This is a genomic window from Candidatus Methylomirabilota bacterium (assembly GCA_035260325.1).
In the GTDB taxonomy this organism is placed as follows: Bacteria; Methylomirabilota; Methylomirabilia; order Rokubacteriales; family CSP1-6; genus AR19.
Map to the genome: position 1 here is coordinate 22,524 of DATFVL010000159.1, position 6,752 is coordinate 29,275.

General features: G+C 70.4%; 5 protein-coding genes. 1 reads left to right on the forward strand and 4 read right to left on the reverse strand.

Annotated features, from left to right (window positions below):
• Nucleotides 1-31: 31 nt before the first annotated feature.
• From VKG64_10685 to VKG64_10700, 4 genes are read right to left on the reverse strand one after another with little or no spacing between them, the layout of a single operon-like run.
• A complete protein-coding gene (locus tag VKG64_10685) occupies nucleotides 32-1,414 on the reverse strand; it encodes a sigma-54 dependent transcriptional regulator (protein ID HKB25509.1) in 1,383 nt (460 codons plus the stop codon).
• Nucleotides 1,411-4,401, reverse strand: a complete 2,991-nt coding sequence (locus VKG64_10690; protein HKB25510.1) for an ATP-binding protein — start codon at nucleotides 4,399-4,401, stop codon at nucleotides 1,411-1,413. Before VKG64_10690 ends, VKG64_10685 begins: the two co-directional genes overlap by 4 nt.
• Nucleotides 4,398-4,598 carry a hypothetical protein gene (locus tag VKG64_10695; GenBank protein HKB25511.1) on the reverse strand — a complete coding sequence of 67 codons (201 nt, stop codon included), beginning with the start codon at nucleotides 4,596-4,598 and terminating at the stop codon, nucleotides 4,398-4,400. Before VKG64_10695 ends, VKG64_10690 begins: the two co-directional genes overlap by 4 nt.
• A gap of 3 nt (nucleotides 4,599-4,601) precedes the next feature.
• Nucleotides 4,602-6,032, reverse strand: a complete 1,431-nt coding sequence (locus VKG64_10700) for a malic enzyme-like NAD(P)-binding protein (protein ID HKB25512.1) — start codon at nucleotides 6,030-6,032, stop codon at nucleotides 4,602-4,604.
• Nucleotides 6,033-6,139: 107 nt separating this feature from the next.
• Between VKG64_10700 and VKG64_10705 the strand changes: the two genes are divergently transcribed.
• On the forward strand, nucleotides 6,140-6,752 hold a 613-nt coding region (locus tag VKG64_10705; GenBank protein HKB25513.1), incomplete at its 3' end, for a DUF169 domain-containing protein.

Genomic DNA, 6,752 nt, shown 5'->3' on the forward strand with positions numbered 1-6,752 from the left:
GTGATTGGTCGGTCCGGCCGTGGATTCTACCTCATTCGCCGAGCCCCGCCGAGGGCCGGCGCAGGCCGTACCGGATCAGCTTCTCATGGAAGTTCTTCGGGTCCATGTCGGCGTGCTTCGCGGCGGCCGTGAGCTTGCCGCCCTCGGCCTCGAGCACGCCCGTGACGTACGCGCGCTCGAACTCCTCGATCACGCGCGCCTTCGCCTCGCGGAACGGGAGCTCGAGGTCCACCTTCGGCCGCCCGCCGTCGCCCGTCAGGAAGCGCTCGACGTCGGCGATCGTGTCACCCTTGGCGACGATCACCGCGCGCTCGATCACGTTCTCGAGCTCGCGCACGTTGCCGGGCCACGCGTAGCGGCAGAGCGCCTGCATCGCGTCGGGAGCGATGGCCCTCACCGGCTTCTTCGAGCGCCGGGCGCTGGCCTCGAGGAAGTGCTGGGTCAGGAGCGGGATGTCGCCGGCGCGGTCGCGCAGCGGCGGCACGCGCACAGGCATCACGGACAGGCGGTAGAAAAGATCGCGGCGGAAGGCGCCGCGCTCCACCTCGGCCTGCAGGTCCTTGTTGGTCGTCACGATGAAGCGGACGTCGATTTCGAGCGTCCGGTCCGAGCCGATCGGCGTCACACGCCGGTCCTCGATGACGCGGAGCAGCTTGGACTGGAGCCCGAGCGGCATCTCGCCGATCTCGTCGAGCAGGAGCGTGCCCCCGTTCGCCATCTGGAACACCCCGCGGCGGGTCTCGCTGGCGCCCGTGAAGGCACCCTTCTTGAAGCCGAACAGCTCGGACTCGAACAGCTCCTCGGGGATCGCCGAGCAGTTCACGGCGACGAACGGCTTGTCGCGCCGGGCGCCCGAGAAGTGCAGCGAGCGCGCGAGCAGCTCCTTGCCCACGCCGGTCTCGCCGTGGATGAGGACGGTCGTATCGAGCCCGGCCACGGAGGAGAGGAGCTCGAAGACGTCCCGCATCGCCTGGCTCTGCGCGACGATGTTCTTCAGCGTGAAGCGCTCCTGGTTCCGCCGCAGGGTCGCGCGGCTCGCGGCCTTCAGCTCATGAAACTCGATGGCGCGCCGAAGCACCATGAGGACCTCGGCGGCGTCGAACGGCTTGACGAGGTAGTCCTCGGCGCCGAGGCGCATCGCCTCGACCGCCGAGCCGATCGTGCCGTACGCGGTCATCACGACCACGGCGAGGTCCGGGTGGTCCGTCTTCATCCGGCGCACCACCTCGACGCCGTCGATCCCCGGGAGCCGCTTGTCGGTCAGCACGAGGTCCACGTCGTCGCCCTTCAGCAGCTCCACCGCGTCCTCGCCGCTCGAGACGACGAGGACCTCGTAGCCTTCGACCTCGAGCGTGCGCTGGAGCGGGCGCAGGAAGATCTCGTCGTCCTCGACGATGAGGATGCGGTGTCTCATGGGACTCCCTGGGCGACCTCGACGGCCGCCGGCAGCGGCGACCGCGGGATGACGAGCCGGATCGTCGTCCCGCGGCCGGGCGCGCTGTCGATCTCGATCTCGCCGCCGTGCAGGTCCATGACCTTCTTCACGATCGCCAGCCCGAGCCCCGTGCCCGTCGGCTTCGTGGTGTAGAACGGCAGGAAGATCTTCTCGCGGTGCTCCGGCTGGATGCCCGCGCCGTTGTCGGCGACCTCGACGACCACCGCGGCGCCCCGCGGCTGCAGGCGCACGTCCACGCGGCCGCCGAGCCGGCGCTCGGTCGCCTCGAGCGCGTTCTTCATCACGTTGGCGAAGACCTGCCGCAGGCGCGGGCCGTCCACCGCCGCGACAAGGTCGGCGGCGAGCCCCTGGGCCTCGACGCGTACGCCGCGCTCGCGGCCCTCGGCCGCGCACGACTCGACGACCGGCCCGAGGATGCGCCCGACCGCGTACTCCTGGCAGTCCAGGCGCGTCTCGCGCGCGTAGTCCAGGAGATCCGCGATGATCGCCTCGATCTCCTTGATGCCCGAGAGGATGGACTGCGCCATCTCCTGCGAGATCCGCGGGTCCCCGACGGCGCCGGACGACAGGAGGGTGGTCGCCATCTTGATGCCGCCGAGCGGGTTCCGGATCTCGTGGGCCACGCCGGCGGCCATCTCGCCGAGTGACGCGAGCTTCTCGCGCTGGATGAGCCGCTGCTGGGTCGCCACCTGGTCGGTCAGGTCACGCAGGACCCCGACCGTCCCGAGCACCTGCCGCCGCTCGTCGAAGACGCAGGAGATCGCGAGGGACGCCGGGAAACGGCGCTTGGCCCGCGTGAGGCCGGTCACGTTGCCGAGCCACGGCCGCCCCTCGGCGACCGCGCGCTCGATGGCGGGCCCCACGCGCCGCCGGTCGGCCTCGTCGAGGACGTCGAGGTGGGTGAGCGCGGGCGCCGCGGCGGCGGCATAGCCGAGGAGCCGCCGCCCCGCGGGGTTCATCGTGATGAGGCGCCCCTCGACGTCGGTCGTGAAGATGCAGTCGGCCACCGACTCGACCACCGAGGCGAGCAGCCGCTCGCTCTTGCCGAGCGAGCGCTGCATCGTCTGGAACGACTCGACGAGCTGCTGCGCTTCGCCCTTCGAGATCGTGAACCGGTCCTCGATGATGTACCGGGCCGCCGCGGCGCCGAGCGAGGCGGCGAGCATGCGCTCGAGGCGGATCCGGAGGTCCAGGAGCTCGGGCACCGAGAGCTGGCGCGGGGCCTTGCCACCCAGCAGCTCGCGGAGGATCGCGTCGGCCTCCTCCGCCGGCACGTAGAGATGGAGGAGGCGCTCGATCTCGGGCACCGACAGGATCGCCGGCGTGGGCGAGGGCTCCGCCTTCTCGACGAGCCCGACGAACGCCGCGGCCTGGCCGCGCTCGTCCGCGTCCTGCGCCGTGAAGACGGACACCAGGAGGTAGGCGCCGACGTTCACGAACAGCGACCAGAAGACGCCGTGGCTCATCGCGTCGAGCCCGTCGAGGCCGAGCAGCGCGGTCGGCCGGAGCCACGCGATGCCGAACGGCCCCGCGTCCAGCATCGGGGCCGAGACGAGCCCCTCCTTCACGAAGGCCGGGATGATGAGCGTGTAGAACCAGAAGGCGAAGCCGAGGGAGATGCCGGCGAACGCGCCTTTGCGGTTGCCGCGGCGCCAGTACAGGCCCAGGAGGACTGCGGGGGCGACCTGGGAGACGGCGATGAACGAGAGCAGGCCCATCTCGACGAGGAGGACCTGGCCCCCCTCGAGGCGCGCCCAGACGAAGCCGAGCGCCACGACCACGAGGATGCCGAGCCGCGTGGAGGCGAGGCTCGCCCAGTAGACCTCCTCGAAGCCGCGCCGGCGGAGGATGAACGGCAGCACGATGTCGTTCGAGATCATCTTCGAGAGCGCGAGCGAGTCCACGACGATCATCGCCGTCGCCGCGGAGAAGCCGCCGAGGAAGGTGGTGATCGCGACGAGGCCCGCGTCGGCCCGGAGCGGGAGCGCCAGGATGAAGCTGTCCGCGGCGGCCCCGTCGCCGAACGTGAGGAGCCCGCCGAGCGCGATCGGGAGGACGAACACGTTGATCGCGAGCAGGTAGAGCGGGAAGGCCCACGCCGCCGTGTGGACGTCGCGCTCGCGCGGGTTCTGCACGACGAGCACGTGGAACTGCCGGGGCAGCAGCATGACCGCCATCATCGAGATCACGAGCATCGTCGCCCAGCGCGCGTACGAGGCCGCCGGCGGCGCGCCCAGCGCCAGCAGCTCGGCCCAGCGGCTCTGCGCGATGCGCCCGAAGATGTCGCCGAAGCCCCCGAAGAGCCCCCAGGTGACGTACACCCCGACGAGCAGGAACGCGACGAGCTTGACGATGGACTCGACGGCGACGGCCGTCATGAGGCCCGTCTGCTGCCGGGTGAAGTCGAGGTTGCGCGCGCCGAACAGGATGCCGAAGAGGGCGAGCGTGCCGGCCACGAGGAGCGTCGGGTCGAAGCCGGAGAGCACCCCCGAGTCGCCCAGCATGAGCCGGAACGAGACCGAGACCGCCTTCAGCTGGAGCGCGATGTACGGGATCATCCCGCAGACCACGAGCGCGGCGACGAGCGTGCCGAGCGAGGCCGACTTGCCGTAGCGGCTGCCCACGAAGTCGGAGATCGTCGTGATCCGCTGCTCCTTGGCCACGCGCACGAGCTTGCGCAGCACGGTGGGCCACATGAGCGCGACCAGCGCCGGCCCGAGGTAGATCGTGAGGAACTCGAGGCCCCGGTTGGCGGCGAGGCCGACGCTCCCGTAGAAGGTCCACGCCGTGCAGTACACCGAGATCGCGAGCACGTAGGTCGCGGCCCGCAGGCGCGGCGCGGCGAGCCGCCGGCCGAAGCGCTCGGCGACCGCGGCGACGAGGAACAGGAAGCAGAGGTACGCGAGCAGGATCGCGACGATCGGCGTCTGCGACTGCCAGGTCACGGCGCGTCCTCACCCCCCGGCCGGCGCGCGGCCCAGGCGAGCACGGCGACGATCGCGGCCCACACGCCGAAGAGGTAGAGCACGAGCACGGGAACGCCGAGCAGCAGGACCGGCCGGTTGGGGATGGAGAGAAGCGGCCAGACCAGGAGCGCGCTCCCGAGCGCGAAGCAGACGGCGAGGAGGTCCCGGCGTCGCACAGCCTACCGCGACGCGGTCGCGCCGCGCCGGCGGCGTCGCGCGACGCCGGTGCGGATGGCCGCGTCGGCGACGGCGGTGGCGACGGCCGGGACGACCCGGCCGTCGAACATCGAGGGCGTGATGTACTCCTCGCCGAGCTCGGCCTTGGAGACGATCGCGGCGAGCGCGTGGGCCGCGGCGAGCTTCATCTCGTCGTTCACCCGGCTGGCGCGCACGTCGAGCATCCCCCGGAAGAAGCCGGGGAAGCAGCACGAGTTGTTGATCTGGTTCGGATAATCCGACCGCCCCGTCGCCATCACCCGCACGTAGGGGCCCACCTCCTCGGGGAGGATCTCGGGGATCGGGTTCGCCATGGCGAACACGATCGGGTCGCGCGCCATCGCCTTGATCTCCTTGAGCGAGACCACGCCCGGGCCGGAGAGGCCGACGAAGACGTCGGCGCCCTGGAGCGCGTCGGCGACCGTCCCCCGGATCTTCTTCTCGTTCGTGTGCTTGGCGAACCACTCCTTCATCGCGTTCATGTTGTCGGTCCGGCCGCGGTAGAGCGTGCCCGCGCGGTCGCAGGCGATGATGTGCTTGGCGCCGGCCCGCATGAGGAGCTTCGCCGTCGCGATGCCGGAGGCGCCCGCGCCCGTGAACACGATGCGCACGTCGGCGAGCCGCTTCTTGACGATCTTGAGCGCGTTGACGAGCGCCGCCAGGACCACGACCGCCGTGCCGTGCTGGTCGTCGTGGAACACGGGAATATCGAGATCGCGCTGGAGCCGCTGCTCGATCTCGAAGCAGCGCGGCGCGGAGATGTCTTCGAGGTTGATCCCGCCGAACACCGGCGCGATGGCCTTGACGATTGCGACGATCTCGTCCACGTCCTTCGTCGCGAGGCAGAGCGGGAACGCGTCGACGCCGGCGAACTCCTTGAAGATGAGCGCCTTGCCCTCCATCACCGGCTGCGCGGCGCTCGGCCCGATGTCGCCGAGCCCCAGGACCGCGGTGCCGTCGGTCACCACCGCGACGCAATTCTGCTTGATCGTCAGCGCGTAGGCCTTCTCCGGGTCGTGGTGGATGGCCATGCAGACGCGCGCGACGCCGGGCGTGTAGGCCATCGAGAGGTCGTCGCGGGTCTTGACGCTCATCTTCCCGCGCACCTCGATCTTGCCGCCCAGGTGCATCAGGAAGGTGCGGTCGGAGACGTTGACGACCTTCACGCCCTGGACCCCGCGGATCCGGTCCACGATCTGCTGGCCGTGGCGCTCGTCGCGCGCCTTGAAGCTGATGTCGCGCGTGATCGTGGACTTGCCGACCTCCACGAGATCGATCGCGCCGATGTCGCCGCCGCCCTTGCCGATGGCCGACGTCACCCGCCCGAGCATCCCGGGCCGGTTCGTGATCGCCAACCTCACGGTGAGGCTATAGCTCGCGCTTGGAGCCTGCATGGTGGAGCCCCCCCCTGGGCCGACCGGTATCTTCGAGCCGAGTGGGCGGTATTCTACTCTGTTGTCGCGGGGTTCTCTAGGTAGTACGCTCTCAGCGGAGGCGACCCATGATCGACGTCAAGACCGCGGACCGGGAGCTGCAGACCTACATCCGGCCGCAGACCTTTCCCGTGGCGATCCGGATGCTCCGGCCCGGCGAGCCGATCCCCGAGAAGGCCAAGCGGCCGGCGCGCGACTTCAAGAAGCTCAGCATGAACTGCCAGGTCATCGACATGTCCCGGCGGTACGGCTGGATGATCGCGCTCACGCGCGAGGACCACATCTGCTCGCTCGGCATCGCCGCGCTCGGCTTCGAGAAGCCGACGCACCTCCACAACTCGGGCACGCTCTGCGAGGGCATGTATACGGAAACCAAGGAGGCGGGCCAGCGCTCCGAGGCCGCCATCGACAAGTTCGCCCCGGGCGAATACGAGACGCTCCTGGTCGCTCCGCTCGACCGCGCGACATTCGAGCCCCACCTGGTCTGCGTCTACGCCAGTCCGGCCCAGGTGATGCGCCTGACGCAGGCGGCGCTGTGGAAGCGCGGCGGGCGCCTGCACTCCTCCTTCGAGGGGCGCGCCGTCTGCGCCGACATCGTCGTCACGACGATGCAGACGGGCGAGGCCCAGGTCATCCTTCCGTGCTCGGGCGACCGCATCTTCGGACAGACCCAGGACCACG